Consider the following 16,316-nt stretch of genomic DNA (forward strand, 5'->3'; position numbering starts at 1 on the left):
TGTCTATGAGGGAACTTGGACGATTATGCGGACATGTTTGACAAGCTGGAACAAGGGCATCGGGAATAGAAAAAGAGGCCCCGGAAGGGCCTCCTCATATCAAACGGAGGGTTAATTTAGGTCTCCGCCGCTAAATTAAGATCAAGCTGGACGGGAAGCTGTTCGGACAGACGCAAAAAACGTCTCTCTACTATGCGCTGTGTACCCTCAACCAACTGCTGTCCCCAATTATAATGTGGATGTGCAAAACGAGCAGACTGATCTTCACAGGACAAGCCCGGCTTACATCGTAGCCCCGGATTTGCCCGAGGCCTTAGAAGGCTGCCTAGTCCGCGTGGCAATCCGCACACCCACAAGCCATTTGCCTATAGGAAGACGGGCTAGGGCCCATGTAAACATGCAGCACATCGCCAGACACAGCACGGCAGCTGCCAAGGTCCTAACCGCAGCACCGGACCCTGCAAACAAACTGCCTTCAACGATATAAGCCAAACGAAGCACTCCTGCATGCATGAGATAAGCCCCATACGAGAGCATACCGACCCCGGTCAAGACCCGCAGCACGATCGGATGAGCTCCCGCCTTCAGGGCTGTGGCCACCCGGTACAGGACAAAGATCGAGCTGGTCAAATAGATGACCATCAGCGGCTGCAGCAGGGCGACTCCGCCAAAACTGATCTGGATCCCGTCATCCTTATGGAACCCCTGAACCAGGTAGTAGAAGAAATAAGCGGACATTCCTATGAAAACAGGCCAGTAAATGCCTTGTCCCCTCCCCACCCATCGCTGCCAATATGGCACGTTCATCCCTGCTGCCGCACCAAGCAGGAAATAAAATAAATAATACAGCACATTCCGGTCCGCGTAGGTGGTGAAGAGCGGTGTAAACACCGGAATATTCATCTTGGTGAACATTCCAGATATGATGCCAGTCAGCAGCATAAGCCCAAGATAGGCGGCTCCTGCTGCAGCTACAGCATAAGGGCGGGCTCCCGGCCGCAGCCGGCCGGCCCCCTTCACAACGATCCGCCGGAAGAGCGGGAAGAGCAAATAGAACTGAATCATCATGAACACATACCACAGGTGATAACTGGATTTCCCTGTCACGAGGCGCTCTGCCGCTGCGAGAATTTCGCCAAACACCGCACCGGGCACAGCATGGTTCAGGACCATATAGAAGAGGGACCATATTAGAAATGGAATCCCGATATCCTTAAGTCTTTTACTCAAAAATGACCTGTAGACCAGCTCTCCATCATAATTATAGAACAGGACCATTCCAGTTATGAAGATAAACACCGGGACCGCAAACTTGGACAGAATGACCAGCAGTGCAAGCAATGTTCCGTCCGCAAGCTGGACACCGGGAAGGTAGCCATAATGAGCAACGGCATGCTGGAATACGACACCTATAAATGCGATTGCCCGGAGCAGTTCAATTTCCGGGATTCTCTCTTTACTTTTACGAGCCATGCCTCTCTCCTAATCTGATTAATTTTATTCTTACTTAAAAATCATTAATCTATCATAACCTGGTAGAACCCGCAAATGGGAATCTATCACTATGGGAGTAGGGTTGTAAGCATGAGATTAAAGCCATTTGTCTAACTAAACGGCTCTCACTGGACTTTAGTCGAGTAGACAAAAAATCAACTATTGTGATTTATTATAGGTAATGGAAGTTTTTATGGGACGGAGATGTAAGACTCGTTCTATTATGAGAGAGGGGAACCAATATATGAAAAGTAAGAAACGGCTGCTCCTTAAAGAGTTCGCCACCGATTCAAGAGTACTGTTCATTTCATTTATGCTTGTCGTCTATACTGCTGTCACGGTGATCACACCGTATAGTCCCTTGATGTGGATTGCCATGCTTGGAGGGCTGCTGGTCTTCTTCATCACGGAATACGTCTCCCACCGCTACATTCTGCATGGGTGGTTATCAAGAATGATGCCCAAAGCGCATGAGGGGCACGACAAACACCATGAGAATCCCCAAGATTTCGAAAATATGCTGACCCCCAATACATACAATGTGCCTGTACATCTTCTGTTCTGGGTCATCTTCTGCCTGGCCTTGCAAAGCATTCATCTCGGCAGTGCGCTGATGATTGGCGTAGCTCTCTACCATCTGCTCTATGAATGGGTGCATTATGTCTCCCACCGTCCGATTACGCCGCGGACCCGCTGGGGAAAATGGATGAAGAAGTATCACCTGCTGCATCATTTTAAAGACGAGAAGTATTATTTCGGCGTGACAAATCCAGCGCTGGATATGATGCTTGGAACAGACCAGTCCCCGGCTGGTCCGTCTGAGAAAACAATCGCAGCCAAGGATTGATCGGAGATGTTCCAGCTGTAAAATTCATGCTTATCACAAAAAAGCAGAGCTGCTCTTTCGGGCAGTCTGCTTTTTCTTATATTCATTCAGACTTCCTTGACTTCTCATTGACGAAAGACAAGTCTGTTGATTATGCTGATATAGATATTTGTCAGCGGGGAAAGGAACATGCGATTTGGCACAGCTATACTTCAAGTACGGCGCTATGAACAGCGGCAAGTCGATTGAGATTCTTAAGGTGGCTCATAATTATGAGGAACAGAACAAGCCGGTGCTGATCTTCACTCCGGCCATCGATACGAGGGATAAGATCGGATTCGTCTCTTCCCGGGTTGGCATGCGTAGAGAAGCGATACCGATCTATGATGATACCGACATTTTCACCATGGTGAAGAATCACCAGCCCAAGCCTTACTGCGTTTTGGTGGATGAATGCCAATTTCTGAAGAAAGAATGCATTCAGCAGCTTGCCCGGATTGTGGATGAGCTGGATGTGCCCGTGATGGGCTTTGGGCTGAAGAATGACTTCCAGAACCGGCTGTTTGAGGGCAGTGAACAGATGCTGATCTATGCGGACAAGCTGGAAGAAATGAAGACGATCTGCTGGTTCTGCGAACGCAAGGCCACGATGAACCTTCGTGTCGAGAACGGCAAGCCCGTATATAGCGGGGAGCAGATACAAATCGGGGGAAACGAGGCTTATTATCCAGTATGCCGGAGATGCCATGCGAATCCACCGCTGTAATCCCAAAGAACCCGCCGAGCCCGGTGGGTTCTTCCTATTTTAATCCAGATCATAAATCGTTCCGACCTTGAGGCCGTACAGTTCATTGTAGATTTTCTCAGCGTAAGCATCGGTCATTCCGGCGATATAATCCACAATCATGTGCTCCCAGGTCCAGATCGGGTGTTCCCGCTTCTGGTCCTCGTCAAAGCGCCGCAGCCAGTCCCCCGGAATGATAGATTTGGAGGTATGCGGGTCGAGGAAGGCGTCCCACAGCCGCTTAATAATCCAGGCGCTCCGCTTCTGAAGCCGCTGCACCCGCAGATCGCGGATCATGGTCACCCAGGCGAAGCTCTTCAGCACGCTGACGGTTCTCAGCATGTCCTCATCCTCCTCGCCATTCTTGACAAAGGTCACCTGCTGCCAGTTCCCGTCCGGAATTACCCCAAGGCTTCCCACGAACAGGCTGACCCAGTAGGCTTTGACCTCACGCCGGGTACGGGACTTGTCATAACCGCAGATCGGCAGCTTCTCGTTCCAGACTCTCAGGAATGCCGTCAGCACCTCTTCAGCTTTCGCACGGATTCGCTCGTCATCCCAGCCCTGCCACCAAGGGTCTTCCAAGGTGTTGACCTTCTCCACGATCAGCTGCTGAATGTGCGGATCCTGCATGAAATGCTCATGCACCTCAATCTTGCCTGCCTTAATCCCGTCCTCCAGATCATGTGCCGAATAAGCGATATCGTCACAGAGGTCCATGAGCTGGGCCTCCAGCGTCTTCTTGCCCTCTGGAATTCCCCACAGGCTGCGGATCTCCGAGATATACTGCCACTCATGCTTATACATGCCTTTCGGGTTCAAAGTGCCGGGAAAAGGATATTTGTTCGTCCCTAGCAGGACGGCATCCGACAAATTCAGCCCGTCGATATTCTCCCGCTTCTCCAGAAACATAATCAGCCGGAAGTTATGGGCATTCCCTTCAAAATGCTCGTACTTCAGTCTCAGCTCCCGGCGGATCTCCTCTTCATTCCGGCGGGCTGCCCCGCCGCGCTTGAGCTCCTGCTGAACCTTCTCCTCAATCAGCCCGTTTAACAGGCTGGCGAGCACTTCCTCCCCTTTATGGCCGAAGGGCGGGTGTCCAAAGTCATGACTAATCGCCGCACACTCCACCACCTCCGGATCAATGATCAGCCCCGGGTTTCCGGCTCTTCCTGTATCAATGCCGGGATAAGATCGGATCAAGCTTTTGGCGGCCTCCCTAGCAATCTGGGCCACTTCCAGCGAATGGGTCAACCGCGTACGGTAATAATCCCCGGTTCCGGCCCCGAACACCTGGGATTTCCCCTGCAGGCGGCGGAAAGTTGGGGAGTGAATGAGACGTGAATAGTCCCGTTCATAAGCAGCGCGCGCATGCTCCTGTCCGATGTTATCCGGGTACTGCCTATGTTGTCTTAGTCCGTTAATGTCCATAAATTCAAGCCACTCCTAGTCTTTGAAACTGTAGGTTCGGTAAATGATTTGTTCTATTGTACTTACTGTTCCTATTCGAAGTCAAAAGGATTCTTGGCCCTGCCGACTGCTCTGTCTGGTGATGCCAGGCGCCATGCAGCCCATGCAGCGCGCCTTGGGCGCTTCACGCCGCCACGCCTTGTCTCGCCTTCATTCAGATCTGAGTCTTCGTTCGCATCCCAAAGCCATTTTATGATATGTTTAACCATAACCGTACTTGTAAAGGAGATTTCATCATGACGATCCGCAGACCTCTGCTGACCGAACAGGACTTTCAGGAAGCGATGGACCGGCAGTCCCGCATCCGTGTATTCAAGGATGACCACCTGGTGGAATCCGGCAGCGTTATCATCCGGTTCGACGAGCAGACAATCATCGTGCAGTCCAGTGTCAGCGACCTCGCCTACTATTCACGCAAGGACTGCCAGTTCTTCGAGGTTAGGAAGTAAGTGGCGGGCGGTTCAAGCATGGGAGCCTGTGAATTGTGCGGGCGAAGTAGTCTTGAGACGACGACCCATCATCTGATCCCCCGCGGGGAAGGCGGCAGCCATCTTCCTACGGCACAGCTGTGCAAGGCCTGCCACAAGATGATCCACGCCATGTACACGAACCGGGATCTGGTTATACTAGGACTCACCACAATTCCCGCTTTACAGCAGGATTCCGCGATCGCTGCATACCTGGGATGGAACCGCAAGCAGCCCGCAGGCGCCAAGCCGCGGGTGAAGAAGTCTGCGCGTGTACGCGGGCGTAAGGAGTAACCCTTATGAGGAGGAGATCAAATGTCTACGATTGTTGCAAAAAACTGGCTGCTTGCCCGCCTGTATGACCACGATCTTGTCATCGTGGACTGCCGCTTCCAGCTTGGCAAGCCGGAAGCCGGACGGCAGGCCTATCAAGCCGGGCATATTCCCGGCGCCGTCTACCTTGATCTGGAGGCGGACTTGTCCGGTCCCGTAGGACCGCACGGCGGACGCCATCCACTGCCGGATATGGAGCAGCTTGCGAAGCGCCTCGGGGAGGCCGGGATTGGCCCGGACTCCAGAGTTGTCGCCTATGACGACCAGGGCGGCATGTACGCGGCAAGGCTGTGGTGGCTGCTTCGTTATGCGGGGCACGAGCATGTCCATGTGCTCGGGGAAAGCTTCACCGCCTGGCAGGCGGCGGGCTTTCCGGTTACCGCCGAGACGCGGGTGGTCATTCCGCAGACGTTCGTGGCCCATCCGCAGCGTGAGCTGTGGGCCGACGTCAGCGAGGTCCGCGAAGCCTCGGCCGCCGGGGATGCCGACGCGCTGCTGGTGGATTCGCGGGAAGCGAAGCGCTACATCGGCGAGGAGGAGCCGATGGATGCCCGCGCCGGGCATATTCCCGGCGCGGCGAACCGCTTCTGGAAGGGCGTGCTGGATGAGCACGGCGCCTGGAAGAGCGCGGAGCAGCTCAGGGAGTATTACCCCGACATCATCCAGGCGGCAGAAGCTGGCCGGGACGTTATCGTCTATTGCGGCTCGGGCGTGAGCGCCTGCCCGAACGTGCTGGCCCTGCATGAGCTGGGACTTACGAAGGTAAAGCTGTATCCGGGAAGCTGGAGCGATTGGATTAGCTATGAGGAGAATCCGGTGGCTACTGGTGAGGAATAACGTGGAAGAACCCGCGCTGGGCGCGGGTTCTTTTTGTTAGGACTAAGGTAGGTACCCCCGGTACACCGTACTCTGAGATATTCCTAGTCTACGAAAAGTCAACAAGAAGAGTGAGTTAATCTATGTGTAGTTTGTCTTGAGCACACCTCCCATAAAGCAGTCGCCATGACATGCTTTTATATAGCAGAAAGGGAGCCCCAAGGCTCCCATTGAGTCAAGAACAGACAATAGTAATCAACTTTAGATCAACAAAAAGTCCCATAATAATTATGCCAAAAATACAATTAAAGGGAGGATAGCCCCTTCAATCAATTTCACTGCTGTCGCTATCAGCCGGAACAAATTCCAGAATATCTCCCGGCTGACAGTCTAGAATTTCGCAGATCGATTCCAAGGTGGAGAACCGGATTGCCTTCACTTTCCCCGTCTTCAGATTGGACAGGTTGACGTTCGAGATCCCTACCTTGTCGGCCAGGTCATTCAATTTCATTTTTTTGTCGGCCAGAACCCGGTCCAGACGTATAATAATCGGCACTCTCATCAGTCTCCATTCTCATAAAGTCGAATCATGCTCTTCCTGCAGAAGAGCGCCATATTTGAAAATCTCGGAGACGAACAGCACTAGTATGCCGATGATAATTCCGATCAAAGAGATACCACCCAGATTGATTGAGAAGATGTGAGTAACGAACAGGCAGATCAGAATATTGAGAATGAGCTTCGCCAGCAAAGAATACAGGATAACAACGATTCCCAGCCTTTTCAGACGGACGGCATTCGCTAGGCTAAATGGGCTGTTTCCGCTAAGTATGCTTCCTATTATATAGCGAATCTGACCGATCGAGTAGATATAGGCACAGAAAACAAGCGTGACATTGGTCAAACTGACGACCAGATAAGCGTTCTTGGCATTGAACATGCTTGGATTTATCGGTTGAAAATTAGTAAAAGGCACCATGACGCTCTTCGTCACCGTATCTGATAACGGTACTGAAAAGAACCAGTGCGCGATTCCCTTCTCTGCATGGAAAATCTCCGGGGGCTTTAATCCGATCCATAGATTGAAACAGACAAATGCAATGAGCAGCCCGATTCCTCCCCAGTATCCGATCATAAGTGCAGTGTGCATTCTTTTAAAGCCAGGTTTGGCTTTGAATTCAATTCCGTTCATACGCAATCTCCTTTTCATGTGAACTTACAATATATACTAAATGATTATTTAATGAAATACAATGATTATATAATGAAATACAATAATTAATTAACGATAAACATTAAATTAATCCATTGATGACAGAGCTGCTCAAAATAAGCTGCTGTCAAAAGAAAATAAAGTTCTAAACTGAAAAATAAAGTCTTAGACTCGCAAAATTAAGTTGTAGACTAGTATTAGACTGACAATGCTACATTAAGCTAACGGACAGGATAGTTTAATACTAAATTAAACTTTACCAACATTTTGGACAGCCCTTCGTACAATAATTATATTAAGTCAACTACAAAAACGTTTGTAAACCAGAGGGGGATATAATTGAATGACCTAGATTATGCGGTACTAAATAATATTGTATGGTGCGGGATTGTTAGTGAGACACACGGATTAACTCAAATTTCAAGTGAACGTATTTGGGGACTGCATTCTAAAGCACCCGAACTATATCCTGATCTCATTACTTCAAGTAGGCAGGCCACAACTGATGAAGTTAATACCTTTATTGGAAATAGAGAAGTATTCAGTATTAAAGATAGTTTTGCTAATCTCAATATGGTGCCATACGGTTTTAAAGTATTATTTGATGCAGAATGGATTCGTCATGACCCGGTTGCTGGCGGTGTTCCTGTTCACACGGAATGGGCCGTCGTATCAACCGAGGAAGATTTAGCAAAGTGGACTTACGCAAGCGGATTGCAAAACATAATAAAACCAAAGCTATTAGAGCATAAAGATGTGAAGATCTTTTTACACGAGTACAATGGTGAGCTATCAGGATTCATTGCTAACTTGAGTGCCGATGCAATAGGGATATCGAATGTATTTTCAAACGGCAATAAAAAAATTTGGTCAGATATTGCCCCAATTATTTCAAGGTATTTCCCTGGGATGAAAATGGTTGGATATGAAAAAGGTGATGGTCTTACGGCAGCTCTCATTTCGGGGTGGACAACAATAGGTCCACTTCGTGTTTGGATCAAATCACATGATTGATTTTGATTTAGTTACAGGGGATGAATCGAACGGATGGATAGATTATTGCACTCCTCTGAAAGAGAGCCTTATTTCACCCGCTCGATGATGACAGGAACGTCACTTCATACTAGATGTGGGTGCAACAATTGGAGCCGGAAGCGGACTCAATTTAATCAATTTTATTGTGAAACAAGTCAAAACCAGTCAAGCAATCATTGTATGGATGGTTTTTTAGCAATTTGGCTTTGGGGGCTGCAACAGATTGCCCGGTGGGCAGACGTTGCGCTCTTTTCAGCGTTTTCGGTCAACAGCTTGGAAACAAGAAACAGCATCGGCAGTAGGAACGTATAGGTTCAGGGGGAGAGAATTGGCGATGAGTGAAAAAAAACTTATATATGCGTCTAACCTCTTCATTAGAAGCGCAGACGTTGACGACGTTGGCGCGCTGTGCGACATCTTTCGCCGTGCGTCACTGACCGTCGAGAGCAACCGCAACCTCATCACTGCTCATCCAGAGTGGCTCGTATGGGATCACGCGATGCTGCCGTTCGTGCGTGTCGCTGTTGTTGACGGGCGTGTCGTCGGCTTTGCATCGGCACGTCCTGTCGACGACTTCCTCGAACTCGAGGATCTGTTTACTGATCCTGACTGGATGCGTCAAGGCGTCGCGAGTAACTTGGTCGAAGACATTACGCGGCGCGGTGTGCGTGTAGAGGTGACCGCCAACCCGCACGCGATCGGATTTTACGAATCCGTTGGCTTCGTCACCAGTGGCGTCGTCAACACAGAGGGTGGCCCCGCGCCGCGAATGCACCTCGATGTCACACGCCTTCGACCTTAAAAATCATTAGAGCTATAGAACTAGGTCAAATCAGATATCAAAAAGTACTATGATGGTATCCTGATTTGTCGCTGTTTGGAATACCATTCATGTGGGGGCTGTTTATGCGGAGAAATCTACATTCTTGTTCTCTCCCAATTGGTATATTATTGCTTGTATCACTGAGAATTCGAGCGATTGGAGGAATTATCTTGTCAAAGGAAATAACGCCATACCACGACAATGATCACGATACATTAGTTGATATTTGGTATCGGGCCGTGTGTCTTACCCATACATTTTTGACGGAAACGGACATCCATTTTTATCGTGATATAGTTCAAAACGGGGCATTAAGAGAAGTTGAGATCTGGGTAAGCAGAAATGAAAATAAAGAACCGACTGGGTTTATTGGGCTCGTGGGAACCAAGATTGAAATGCTGTTCGTAGATCCGGAATACCACGGAATGGGGATAGGCAGCCGATTAATAACATATGCCCAAAAATTAAAGGGAGACACTCTCCAAGTTGATGTTAATGAGCAAAACGATGGGGCATGCGCGTTCTACAAACGGTTTGGTTTTGTACAGATTGGGCGCTCGGAATTAGACGGTTCGGGCAAACCGTTTCCCCTGCTTCACCTTGAATACAGATCAATATAAAGTTAAGCCAATATCTGACGTTAGGCCGCAACTAATGCGGATTTGAAGGGCTGTGACAGATTGCCGGTGGGCAGGCTTGTGCAGCCTCTTTGGCGTTCTCGTTCAGGTCCGCAGCGTGCAGACGGGACCACATAAGAAGCTGAAATCTCTTGGAACGAATACGGACAACTTACTTGTAAAGATACCTTCACAGTTTTTATTAATAAGACAAAAGATGACATATTTGATGGTCTATATTTGGAGAGTAATCCTAAAAAAGGAGTGATAGATCATGAAACCTCTAAATGGAAAAGTGGCTTTGGTTGCTGGCGCAACACGCGGGGCTGGCAGAGGAATAGCTATTGAACTAGGTGCGGCTGGGGCTACGGTATACGTAACAGGGCGCACGACACGAACAAGGCGTTCTGAATATAATCGCCCTGAAACTATCGAAGAAACTGCCGAGCTTGTAACGAATGCGGGTGGTCATGGTATAGCCGTTCAAGTGGATCATCTGGATCCTGATCAGGTTCAGGCTTTAATTGCCCGCATTGAAAACGAACATGGACGATTGGACATCCTGGTGAACGATGTGTGGGGCGGTGAACATTTGACCGAGTGGAATGTGCCTGTGTGGGAACATTCCCTTGAACGGGGATTTCGTCAGCTTAGGCTTGCGGTTGACACGCATATCATTACAAGCCACTATGCTCTCCCCTTGTTAATCCGACACAAGAACGGATTGGTCATTGAGGTGACGGACGGCACGGCAGAATATAATGATAAGAACTACCGTTTATCGCTGTTCTACAATCTGGCAAAAAACTCCGTAATTGATATGGCTAAATCTCTTGCCCATGAGCTTTCCCCTTATGATTGCACAGCTGTAGCGGTGACTCCAGGCTGGATGCGTTCTGAAATCATGCTCGATCACTTTGGTGTTAAGGAAGAGAACTGGCGTGACGCGATTGTGAAGGAGCCTCATTTTGCGATATCGGAATCGCCCCGGTTTGTAGGCCGTGCGGTTGCCGCATTAGCTGCAGATCCGGAAGCTGCAAGGTGGAACGGACACTCTGTTTCAAGCGGTCAGCTTGCACAAGAGTACAACTTCTATGATATTGACGGCTCACAACCGGATTGTTGGCGGTATATAGTAGAAGTGCAGGATGCAGGCCTACCCGCGAATGTTACCGGCTACAGGTAACATCTATAGATTGAATGGCTGGCTTCATCTAGCCTTCTGTTGTCCGTTCCCTTCACTGCCTTTCCATTTTCAAATTTGACTATAAATATTAATTCCTTTCTGTTCATCTGAAATTCAAGGTACCATTATATTGAAAAAGTGTACCAATAATAGGAGGGACAGTCATGGGAGAGATATTTAAAGTTGATTCTGAAGAGGATATAAAGAGAGCCATGATTCGGTCAAAGAATGCCGCTTTGAAGGCGCTGCAAAACTACGACTTGGATTGGGAACACATCCGGTTTAATCAACTTTCAGATACTTGTACATTTATAGTTCAGACAAGTAACGATGGGAATTTTCTACTACGCATTCATTCAGGAATGAATAACGAAGAGATAAATTCCGAAATCGTTTGGCTGGATGCATTAAATGAGAAGAGTAAGCTTACCCTCCCTAAGGGAGTGTTAGACCGCTATGGGTCAAGAACCGTAACCGTTGACCAAGAGAATGGTTCTCACGTTTACGCTACATTAATGCGCTGGGTCGAGGGCGAGCATGAAAGTGGGGAATTATCTGAAGACCAAGTTTATAAGGAAGGAATTCTCTTGGCAAATCTTCATCAAGTGTCACAGCAATTTGAGGCCCCCTCTAATTTCACACGCCCTGTATGGGGTGAGCAAAGCTTTAGACAGTCAATGGAGCGTTTGGCGCAATATTATGATGGATTCTTGACAGACGCAGAGTTTTCCTTGTACCAGTCAGCGGCGGAGAAGGTACTCTCCAAGATTAAAGAACTTCGTGAGGATAAAGAAAGTTACGGGTTAATTCATGGTGATCTGCACCAAGGAAACATTGTTTTTTATAAAGGGGAGCCTCGCCCTATCGATTTTGGAAGATGTGGGTTTGGATATTTCCTATATGATATAGCCCAAACCATCTTGGGGCTGTATCCCGCTCAAAGGGAGCTAGTAATTAAAGGCTACCAAAGCATTAGAGAGCTTGAAGATGAGTGGCTTCCCGTGTTGGAGACCTTTACCGTAATGGTAATGATCGAAAATTATTGCCATCACGCTCCTGATCCAAGAGAAACACAGGGACTTATAGAAGAACAGCCCTACGCACAAGCTATAATAAAAAGTTACTTACAGGGAGCACCATTTTTATTTAATACATTGAAGATCTAAAGGTCTGGGCTTCAAACAGGCTGTCAACAAGCTGCAAGCAGTAGTGCTGCAGCCTGTTCTAGCCCTTTCCCCCATACGGAGTGCTGTCTTGCTGCACCTGGCCTTCTTTGCCGGAACTGCGTTTGGTTTGAACCCACTCATAGGACCAATCCCATAATAGGAACTAGGCGTTTGTATTCGTTGACAAGAACAAAGAAACAAGAATACAATATGAATAGTTAAACATTAAACTACATGCCCGGAGGTTGGAAGATGCGTAATCTTCAGCGTTATGTGTCTCAGCAGCCACTAGAGGTGGAAGCTTTTTTTGCCATGGTGGACACCACGGCTGAGCTTGTCAGCATTTCGGAGAAATATTGGTCCTCGCAGGGAATCAACGGAGCGCGAATCCGCATTCTGGTCGAGATCGCCAAGGCCGGCGGTTCTATCCTCCCTTCCGATCTGGCAGCCCGGATTGGGGTAACGAAGGCCAATATTAGCGTGCTGCTTGGGCCGCTGGAACAGAAAGGCTATATTCGAAGCATCAGTGTTCCGGATGATGGCCGCAAGCGCAAAATTCTTCTCTCCGAGGATGGAGAGAAGCTGCTTCTGGATGTACTGCCAGGAAATCGGGCCGCCATTACAAAGCGGATGGAGAGCTTGGATGCGAACGAGTTACACCTGCTGCTGTCGCTTCTGGGCAAGTTGCAGCAAAGGAAGGAGTAACTTCTTCCTTTGCCTATATAGTTAAATGTTTAACCATTTATCACATGAAAGGGCTGATCCTATGAAAATCGCACTAACCGGCTCAACTGGCAATTTGGGAAGTCTGATTCTGAAGCAATTACTCCTTCGATGCCGCGCACAAGACCTGATCCTTAGCGTCCGACAGCCTAATTCAACGAATGGATATAGAGATCCGAATCTGGACGTACGGTACGGCGACTACGATATAACAGAATCGCTCGAACGCTCTTTCCGCGGTGCTGACAAGCTGATGATGATATCCTCCCCTTGTATGGACGATACCGTTCGTCTAAGACAGCATCTCTCCGTTGTTGAAGCTGCCCGTCAAGCTGGAATCAATCATATTGTCTATACCAGTATTTTTTCCCCGGAAAAGGGACGCCTGTCTGTTCACCAGCTTCATCTGGATACGGAGCAGGCCATACAGGAATCAAAGATTCCCTATACCATTCTGCGAAATGCTTATTATACAGACATTGTGAATTTCCTGGGTATCCGGGAAGCGGCCACTAGTGGGGTCTTGCTCAGTCCTCCGGGGAATTGGACCTTTAATACTGCCTCTCGTTGGGACTTGGCCCAAGCCGCCGCAACCGTGCTTACCGAGGAAGGGCATGAGTATCAGACCTATGAGCTGACCCCAACACGGACTTGGAACCTGAATGACCTGGCAAGGTCTATCACTGAAGTTACAGGCAGACAAGTGGTTCACTGTACGGACAACGATTATCAAAATAACATCTACCAGATGCTGCCGTACTCCGATATGCAATCCGTATCCAATGACTTGGCCAAGCTGATCGGGAAGCCGCTTCGCACTGTTACAGACGAAGTGAGAGACATATTCGGTGAGACATGATCTTCAACCGCGAGAGAGCAAGAAGCAGAATCGACTGGATCTCGTTTAGGATAATGATTTAAAATATTCGCTAACTAACTCACGAAATTCCAAGGCAGCCCGCGAAATATACCGGCCTTTGTTCCATAATAGGGCGATCTCCCGTACCAGCTCCTGATCTTCTACTTGGAGATAGTGAATCTGCTCCCGTGAGTTCCTTGCTGTACCAGGCATAAAGGCTATGCCGATTCCGGCCTCCACAAGAGAGCTAAGCCTGGCAGGTTCATCTCCCTCGTAGACATACCTGGGTACAAATCCAACTGATTGACACACAGAATCGACCAAATCCCGAGTTCCATAACCCTTCCTTACACCAACAAACCATTCATCCTTTAGCTCCGTTAAGGATACGCTGTCTCGGTCAGCAAGCCAATGACCGTGTGGAACCGCTACGAGGATGGGATCAACGAACATAACCTGGCATTCAATGTCATCACCCTGTATCGGCGGTGAGGACAAGCAGAAATCGACCTCACCCTGATGGAGAAGTGTAACCATTTCGTGCGTGGTAAGCATTTGCACATGGAAATGGATATTAGGCATCTTCTTCCGAAACTCTCGAAGAATGCCAGGCAGCATGCTTGCCGTAGTTACCGCCAATTCGAGTGCGCTAGGCTCCTGGCTGGACAAATCCCTAATCTCCTGCCTCCCTTGCTCGAGTTCAAACAAAGCTCTCTCAGCGCGGCGAAGAAACCTGCTTCCGAACTCATTCAAGCGGAGTCCCCTTCCTGTCCGATCGAATAAAGGTGCTCCCAGGTCCTCCTCCAGACGCTGAATGGTTTTGCTCAGCGATGACTGTGTAACGTGCAAACTCTGTGCAGCTTCAGTCATATGCTCCAATCGGGCAACCGTCACAAAATATTGCAGTTGAAGAAGCTCCATTTCCCACCCTCCAATCATTCCTTCTAGTCTATGAAATCATAACATAAAATGCGTTGGAGTAAATGATTGGTTTCAAGTACGATATCTTTAAAACACTTCGGGGGGAACTCATAAATGAATGCTCGCAGCTGGTGGTTGATGATTGCCGTTGGACTCGGAATACTCTTGAACCCATTAAACTCTTCCATGGTTTCTGTTGCTATTCCAAGGCTGCAACACGTGTTTAAGCTTGATTTTACCGCGATTTCATGGATTATTTTTTCTTTCTACATCGCGAGTGCTATCGCTCAACCTGTTATGGGGAAGGCCAGTGATTTATTTGGCCGGAGGAAAATATTCCTTGCGGGACTGGTGATATCCTTCGCTTCCTCTTTCCTTGCTCCATTATCACCGAACTTCGGATGGCTTATCGTGTTCCGCATTGTGCAATCGATCGGAACAAGTATGATGATTGCCGTTGGCATGGCAATTGTACGAATTCATATTACAGAGAAACAAGCAACCGCCCTGGCTGTTCTGTCGATCTTCCTCTCCGGGGCGGCAGCCATTGGGCCATTTGCCGGAGGGATTTTGATTCAGTGGTGGGATTGGCATGCCATCTTTATTGTCAACATTCCGTTTGTGACCGCAAGCTTCCTATTAGCATGGAAGATGATTCCCAAGGATGAACCCGCAGTATCCGCTACGCGCGGCATTTCACTTCGCAAATGGCTGGGTCTGATTGATGCGTCAGGTATCCTGCTCTTCACAGTAGGGCTGGTTGCCCTGCTCGTTGGCCTGCTGTCCGCCAAATCGTCCGGACATGTCTCGTTATGGAATATTACCGCCGTGCTGATCGGCCTCTTGGCTCTTGGGATTTTCATAAAACATGAGCTGCGGACGGCATCTCCATTTGTTCCTTTACGTACATTTGCCAAATACCCGGCCATGACTTGGGTCAATATTCAGTACGTGCTCGTTAACTTGCTTTTTTATGCTCTCTTTTTCGGAATACCTTCTTATTTGCAAATGGTACGCCATATCAGCGAGTTCCATACAGGCATTCTTATGCTGGCCTTAGGGCTGAGCTCGATCGTGGCTTCCCCGATAGCTGGACGATGGGTGGATAAATCAGGACCCCGGCCCGCACTCTTGGTATCCGCCATTCTCATGACGCTCGGTTCCGTGTGGCTCGTGATGTTAAATCAAACCTCACCGGTAATCAGCGTATGCTTGGCATTAGTCGCCTTCGGTTTTAGCAACGGGCTGAACGCGGTTGGGATGCAGGCAGCCTTGTTTAAGAGTTCGCCAAAAGAAATAACAGGTGTGGCATCCGGGCTGTTTAACACGTCAAGATATCTGGGGACGATCCTGTCCTCATTGCTGACAGGTATTATTATGGGAGGAACTTTCAGCTTCAGTGGGTTTCGGCTGCTTGGAGTGATCCTCACGATCATTGCCCTAGCTTTGGTCTTCATGAATCTCCGGCGTCAGGAATCGGGACAACCGCAAGAATCGTAGGTTTTCTTTACTCTAAAATTCTATTTCACACGGCTGCGTTACTTGTAAATCAATAGTTCAACTTCTACAAATAGTCTGCTGAA

18 protein-coding genes are annotated in these 16,316 nt (G+C 48.7%); 13 read left to right on the top strand and 5 right to left on the bottom strand.

Annotated elements, in window-relative coordinates:
• Nucleotides 1–282 precede the first annotated feature (282 nt).
• On the bottom strand, nucleotides 283–1,473 hold the full coding sequence (locus tag KJS63_RS14490; protein ID WP_213619760.1) for an acyltransferase: 1,191 nt from the start codon (nucleotides 1,471–1,473) through the stop codon (nucleotides 283–285).
• Between the two features lie 265 nt (nucleotides 1,474–1,738).
• Here KJS63_RS14490 and KJS63_RS14495 point away from each other — a divergent pair, with 265 nt between their 5' ends.
• Nucleotides 1,739–2,341 (top strand): sterol desaturase family protein, encoded by a 603-nt coding sequence (locus KJS63_RS14495; RefSeq protein ID WP_213619761.1) that lies wholly within the window; start codon nucleotides 1,739–1,741, stop codon nucleotides 2,339–2,341.
• A gap of 175 nt (nucleotides 2,342–2,516) precedes the next feature.
• The gene (locus KJS63_RS14500) at nucleotides 2,517–3,086 is read left to right on the top strand and encodes a thymidine kinase (RefSeq protein WP_213619762.1); all 570 of its coding nucleotides are present in this window, start codon (nucleotides 2,517–2,519) and stop codon (nucleotides 3,084–3,086) included.
• Nucleotides 3,087–3,125: 39 nt separating this feature from the next.
• Here KJS63_RS14500 and KJS63_RS14505 read toward each other — a convergent pair whose 3' ends face one another.
• Nucleotides 3,126–4,535, bottom strand: a complete 1,410-nt coding sequence (locus KJS63_RS14505) for a deoxyguanosinetriphosphate triphosphohydrolase family protein (RefSeq protein WP_213619763.1) — start codon at nucleotides 4,533–4,535, stop codon at nucleotides 3,126–3,128.
• A 275-nt stretch (nucleotides 4,536–4,810) separates the two neighbouring features.
• Between KJS63_RS14505 and KJS63_RS14510 the strand changes: the two genes are divergently transcribed.
• The 3 genes from KJS63_RS14510 to KJS63_RS14520 are packed head-to-tail and all read left to right on the top strand — an operon-like array spanning nucleotide 4,811 to nucleotide 6,211.
• Nucleotides 4,811–5,023, top strand: coding sequence for a hypothetical protein (locus KJS63_RS14510; RefSeq protein ID WP_068615384.1), 213 nt, complete (start codon nucleotides 4,811–4,813; stop codon nucleotides 5,021–5,023).
• A gap of 33 nt (nucleotides 5,024–5,056) precedes the next feature.
• The gene (locus tag KJS63_RS14515; protein WP_374706291.1) at nucleotides 5,057–5,335 is read left to right on the top strand and encodes an HNH endonuclease family protein; all 279 of its coding nucleotides are present in this window, start codon (nucleotides 5,057–5,059) and stop codon (nucleotides 5,333–5,335) included.
• A gap of 21 nt (nucleotides 5,336–5,356) precedes the next feature.
• The gene (locus KJS63_RS14520) at nucleotides 5,357–6,211 is read left to right on the top strand and encodes a sulfurtransferase (RefSeq protein ID WP_213619765.1); all 855 of its coding nucleotides are present in this window, start codon (nucleotides 5,357–5,359) and stop codon (nucleotides 6,209–6,211) included.
• Nucleotides 6,212–6,515: 304 nt separating this feature from the next.
• Here the strand turns inward: KJS63_RS14520 and KJS63_RS14525 are convergent, their stop codons facing one another.
• Together KJS63_RS14525 and KJS63_RS14530 are read right to left on the bottom strand one after the other, a co-directional pair.
• Nucleotides 6,516–6,746 carry a helix-turn-helix domain-containing protein gene (locus KJS63_RS14525; RefSeq protein WP_068615353.1) on the bottom strand — a complete coding sequence of 77 codons (231 nt, stop codon included), beginning with the start codon at nucleotides 6,744–6,746 and terminating at the stop codon, nucleotides 6,516–6,518.
• 18 nt (nucleotides 6,747–6,764) lie between these two features.
• Entirely contained in the window at nucleotides 6,765–7,382 is a 618-nt protein-coding gene (locus KJS63_RS14530; protein ID WP_213619766.1) for a DUF2975 domain-containing protein, read from the bottom strand.
• 360 nt (nucleotides 7,383–7,742) lie between these two features.
• On the opposite strand from KJS63_RS14530, the gene KJS63_RS14535 reads away from it, so the two are divergent.
• The 7 genes from KJS63_RS14535 (at nucleotide 7,743) to KJS63_RS14565 (ending at nucleotide 13,812) form a co-directional block, all read left to right on the top strand.
• Nucleotides 7,743–8,417, top strand: a complete 675-nt coding sequence (locus KJS63_RS14535; protein WP_213619767.1) for a hypothetical protein — start codon at nucleotides 7,743–7,745, stop codon at nucleotides 8,415–8,417.
• Nucleotides 8,418–8,772: 355 nt separating this feature from the next.
• Entirely contained in the window at nucleotides 8,773–9,240 is a 468-nt protein-coding gene (locus KJS63_RS14540) for a GNAT family N-acetyltransferase (RefSeq protein WP_213619768.1), read from the top strand.
• A 191-nt stretch (nucleotides 9,241–9,431) separates the two neighbouring features.
• Nucleotides 9,432–9,881 (top strand): acetyltransferase, encoded by a 450-nt coding sequence (locus KJS63_RS14545; protein WP_213619769.1) that lies wholly within the window; start codon nucleotides 9,432–9,434, stop codon nucleotides 9,879–9,881.
• Between the two features lie 271 nt (nucleotides 9,882–10,152).
• Nucleotides 10,153–11,064 carry an SDR family oxidoreductase gene (locus KJS63_RS14550; protein ID WP_213619770.1) on the top strand — a complete coding sequence of 304 codons (912 nt, stop codon included), beginning with the start codon at nucleotides 10,153–10,155 and terminating at the stop codon, nucleotides 11,062–11,064.
• Between the two features lie 164 nt (nucleotides 11,065–11,228).
• Nucleotides 11,229–12,230, top strand: coding sequence for a phosphotransferase enzyme family protein (locus KJS63_RS14555; RefSeq protein ID WP_213619771.1), 1,002 nt, complete (start codon nucleotides 11,229–11,231; stop codon nucleotides 12,228–12,230).
• Between the two features lie 252 nt (nucleotides 12,231–12,482).
• On the top strand, nucleotides 12,483–12,935 hold the full coding sequence (locus tag KJS63_RS14560) for a MarR family winged helix-turn-helix transcriptional regulator (RefSeq protein ID WP_213619772.1): 453 nt from the start codon (nucleotides 12,483–12,485) through the stop codon (nucleotides 12,933–12,935).
• Between the two features lie 61 nt (nucleotides 12,936–12,996).
• Nucleotides 12,997–13,812: an NAD(P)H-binding protein gene (locus KJS63_RS14565; RefSeq protein WP_213619773.1), complete on the top strand. Its 816-nt coding sequence runs from the start codon at nucleotides 12,997–12,999 to the stop codon at nucleotides 13,810–13,812.
• A 45-nt stretch (nucleotides 13,813–13,857) separates the two neighbouring features.
• Here KJS63_RS14565 and KJS63_RS14570 read toward each other — a convergent pair whose 3' ends face one another.
• Nucleotides 13,858–14,733, bottom strand: coding sequence for a LysR family transcriptional regulator (locus KJS63_RS14570; RefSeq protein WP_213619774.1), 876 nt, complete (start codon nucleotides 14,731–14,733; stop codon nucleotides 13,858–13,860).
• 114 nt (nucleotides 14,734–14,847) lie between these two features.
• On the opposite strand from KJS63_RS14570, the gene KJS63_RS14575 reads away from it, so the two are divergent.
• Complete coding sequence (locus tag KJS63_RS14575; protein ID WP_213619775.1) at nucleotides 14,848–16,233, top strand: MFS transporter; 1,386 nt, start codon at nucleotides 14,848–14,850, stop codon at nucleotides 16,231–16,233.
• Nucleotides 16,234–16,316: the final 83 nt, after the last annotated feature.

The organism is Paenibacillus sp. J22TS3, assembly GCF_018403205.1.
GTDB classification, from domain to species: domain Bacteria; phylum Bacillota; class Bacilli; order Paenibacillales; family Paenibacillaceae; genus Fontibacillus; species Fontibacillus tuaregi.

Excerpts from the sequence above, each read along its gene's own strand:
- KJS63_RS14540 (WP_213619768.1), top strand. The coding sequence starts at position 8,773 with ATGAGTGAAAAAAAACTTATATATGCGTCTAACCTCTTCATTAGAAGC.
- KJS63_RS14570 (WP_213619774.1), bottom strand. The coding sequence starts at position 14,733 with ATGGAGCTTCTTCAACTGCAATATTTTGTGACGGTTGCCCGATTGGAG.
- KJS63_RS14575 (WP_213619775.1), top strand. The coding sequence starts at position 14,848 with ATGAATGCTCGCAGCTGGTGGTTGATGATTGCCGTTGGACTCGGAATA.
- KJS63_RS14520 (WP_213619765.1), top strand. The coding sequence starts at position 5,357 with ATGTCTACGATTGTTGCAAAAAACTGGCTGCTTGCCCGCCTGTATGAC.
- KJS63_RS14555 (WP_213619771.1), top strand. The coding sequence starts at position 11,229 with ATGGGAGAGATATTTAAAGTTGATTCTGAAGAGGATATAAAGAGAGCC.
- KJS63_RS14565 (WP_213619773.1), top strand. The coding sequence starts at position 12,997 with ATGAAAATCGCACTAACCGGCTCAACTGGCAATTTGGGAAGTCTGATT.
- KJS63_RS14530 (WP_213619766.1), bottom strand. The coding sequence starts at position 7,382 with ATGAACGGAATTGAATTCAAAGCCAAACCTGGCTTTAAAAGAATGCAC.
- KJS63_RS14505 (WP_213619763.1), bottom strand. The coding sequence starts at position 4,535 with ATGGACATTAACGGACTAAGACAACATAGGCAGTACCCGGATAACATC.
- KJS63_RS14560 (WP_213619772.1), top strand. The coding sequence starts at position 12,483 with ATGCGTAATCTTCAGCGTTATGTGTCTCAGCAGCCACTAGAGGTGGAA.
- KJS63_RS14490 (WP_213619760.1), bottom strand. The coding sequence starts at position 1,473 with ATGGCTCGTAAAAGTAAAGAGAGAATCCCGGAAATTGAACTGCTCCGG.
- KJS63_RS14550 (WP_213619770.1), top strand. The coding sequence starts at position 10,153 with ATGAAACCTCTAAATGGAAAAGTGGCTTTGGTTGCTGGCGCAACACGC.
- KJS63_RS14495 (WP_213619761.1), top strand. The coding sequence starts at position 1,739 with ATGAAAAGTAAGAAACGGCTGCTCCTTAAAGAGTTCGCCACCGATTCA.
- KJS63_RS14510 (WP_068615384.1), top strand. The coding sequence starts at position 4,811 with ATGACGATCCGCAGACCTCTGCTGACCGAACAGGACTTTCAGGAAGCG.